This is a genomic window from Arthrobacter sp. 2YAF22_2 (genome assembly GCF_052114645.1).
In the GTDB taxonomy this organism is placed as follows: Bacteria; Actinomycetota; Actinomycetes; order Actinomycetales; family Micrococcaceae; genus Arthrobacter.
On sequence record NZ_JBFRFD010000533.1, the window covers coordinates 1 to 2,359 of the forward strand.

Below are 2,359 nucleotides of genomic sequence, written 5' to 3' on the forward strand. Positions count from 1 at the left end.
GCCCACCACAGCGCGCGCAAGGGTACAGCCGCAGCACCCCACCGTAGTGCGGCGGCCGGCAACGGGCAGGCCCCGGACGAGGGCATCAGCATCGGTGTCATCCTGGGCTTCCCCGCGGAGCTCGCGGAGGAGCTGCAGCGCTGGCGGGCCTCCTTCGGGGACCCGATGGCAGCGACCGTGCCGGCGCACATCACGCTTGTCACCACCACCATGACGCAGGACTGGGAGGCCACCCGTAGCCACGTCCGTGAAGTGGCACGCCAGCAGGAGCCGTTCACCGTGACGATCGCGGGCACCGGGTCCTTCAGGCCGGTTTCGCCGGTGGTCTTCCTGAACGTCGAAGCGGGCTTCGGTGAGTGCGTCAGCCTGCACCGCCGGCTGCAAACCGGTCCGCTGGAACGGGAACTGCCGTTCGCCTACCATCCCCACGTCACGATCGCCCACGACGTGGCCCCCGAAAGCCTCGACGAGGCCGAAACGGCGCTGAAGAGCTACAGGGCCAGCTTCCCGGTGGCTAGCATGGGACTCTACGAGCACGACGACAACGGCATTTGGCAGCTACGGGAAGAGCTTGACTTTGGTACCGAACCTGACGAACACCGAGGCGCGGCCGGCGCAGCAGGCGCCCGCTGATCCTCCGCTTCCCACCGAGCTGGCCCGGCTGCGGCTGGAGGTCATCCGGAAGCGGGTTGCCTGGGGCAAGGCGCGCCGCGCCGGCGGCGGCCTGGCAGCGCCGCTCGCATTGGTCCAGTGGCTGCTTGCCCGGCTCAACGCGTTCCGCCCGATGCGGGCCTTCCAACACTACAACCTGCAGCACGGCCCGCTGATGAGCGCCGGCATCGGCTTCAACATGTTCTTCTCCATCACGGGCCTGCTGGCCACCGGCTTTTCGATCGCGGGACTCCTGCTGCGCGACCAGCCCGCGCTGCTGGACAAAGTCGTCGCCAGCGTGGCCACCAGCGCCCCGGGCCTACTCAAGGTCGACGGCCGGGAAGGGCTGGTGAACCCGCAGGACCTGCTGAACCCCACCGGCCTGGGCTGGACCGCCGTGATCGCCGCCGCCGTGACCGTCATAACCTCGCTGGGGTGGATCGCCGGGCTGCGCGACGGACTGCGGGGCGTGCTGCGGCTCGGACCGCTGAAGATCAACCCGATCCTGCTGAAACTGCACGACGTCGGCACCCTGCTGCTGCTCGGCGTCGCGCTGGTGATCAGCGCCGGCGCCTCGCTGGTGTTCGGCACCGCAGCCGGCTGGGTGGCCGAACAACTCAAGCTCGATCCGCTGGTGGCCGGCCCGCTGACCACCTCCATCAAGATCGGCGTGCCGCTGGTCCTCGGCTGGGTCACCGCGGTGGTCATGTTCCGGCTCGCCGGCGGCCTGAAACTGCAGCGGCGGGCCCTGCTGGAAGGCACCATCTTGGCCGCCGTGGGCACCAGCGTGCTGCAGATCTTCAGCACCGAACTCCTCGCCAGCGCCGGCCGGAATCCGCTTCTGGCGCCGTTCGCCATCATCATCGGCCTGCTCATCTGGTTCAACCTGGTCAGCCAGGTCTACCTCGTCTCCGCAGCGTGGTCGGCGGTCCGCGAGGAAGACCTCAAGACCGCGCCGTCTGCCACGCCCGCCGGCTGGGGAGCGAGGCAGGTGCAGCCGGGGAAAACTCCGACCGCACCGCACGCGCGCCACCGCCCGAGCGCCGCGGTGTTCAGGCGTCGAGGTACTGATCGGCCCACGCCGAAATAATCTTCGCAGCGCGGGCGGCTTGGCCCTTGCCCGTGAGCAGATGGTCGGAGCCCTCCAGCGAGACGAAGCTGCGGGGATGCCGCGCCGTCTGGAAGATGCTGCTGGCGTTGTCGATGCCCACCGTGTTGTCGGTGGGGGAGTGCAGCACCATCAATGGTTTGTGCAGCTGCCGGATACAGTCGGTCAGGTCCGCGTTTTCGAGGTCTTCGACGAAGTGCCGGCGGATCTCCACGCGTTTACCGCCCAGATCCACCTCGGCGCTGCCCTCGCTCAGGATCCGGTCCAGCGCGGCGTCAAAGACGTGGGCCACGTGCTTGGGTGAGAACGGGGCGCCCACCGTCGCAACGGCGTCGAGCTCCGGGATGCTGCGGGCCGCGGCCAGCACCGCGGCGCCGCCGAAGGAGTGCCCCACGAGCAGCGAGACAGGCCTGCCGGAGCCGCGCATGAACCCGGCCGCCCTGACCGTGTCCGCCACCTTGTGGCTGAAGGAGCCCTCGGACCAGAGCCCCGCGGACTCGCCGAGGCCGAGATTGTCGAAGCGGAGCATGCCCACCCCGTTGTCCGCCAGCGCCTTGCACATCCGGGACGCCGCGGGGCTGTCCTTGCCGAGCGTGAAAC

Annotated in this window: 3 protein-coding genes; 2 read left to right on the top strand and 1 reads right to left on the bottom strand. The window is 69.4% G+C overall.

Going from position 1 to position 2,359, the window contains the following annotated elements; all coding sequences use genetic code 11:
• The first annotated feature begins 84 nt into the window (after positions 1–84).
• Both AB4Y86_RS16940 and AB4Y86_RS16945 read left to right on the top strand, forming a co-directional pair.
• Positions 85–633 (top strand): 2'-5' RNA ligase family protein, encoded by a 549-nt coding sequence (locus tag AB4Y86_RS16940; RefSeq protein ID WP_441403333.1) that lies wholly within the window; start codon positions 85–87, stop codon positions 631–633.
• Entirely contained in the window at positions 578–1,741 is a 1,164-nt protein-coding gene (locus AB4Y86_RS16945) for a YihY/virulence factor BrkB family protein (protein ID WP_441403334.1), read from the top strand. Before AB4Y86_RS16940 ends, AB4Y86_RS16945 begins: the two co-directional genes overlap by 56 nt.
• On the opposite strand, the gene AB4Y86_RS16950 is transcribed toward AB4Y86_RS16945, so the two are convergent.
• Positions 1,704–2,359, bottom strand: a 656-nt coding sequence (locus tag AB4Y86_RS16950; protein WP_441403332.1) for an alpha/beta hydrolase family protein, incomplete at its 5' end; no start/stop codon positions are given. The two genes, AB4Y86_RS16945 and AB4Y86_RS16950, sit on opposite strands and share 38 nt — an antisense overlap.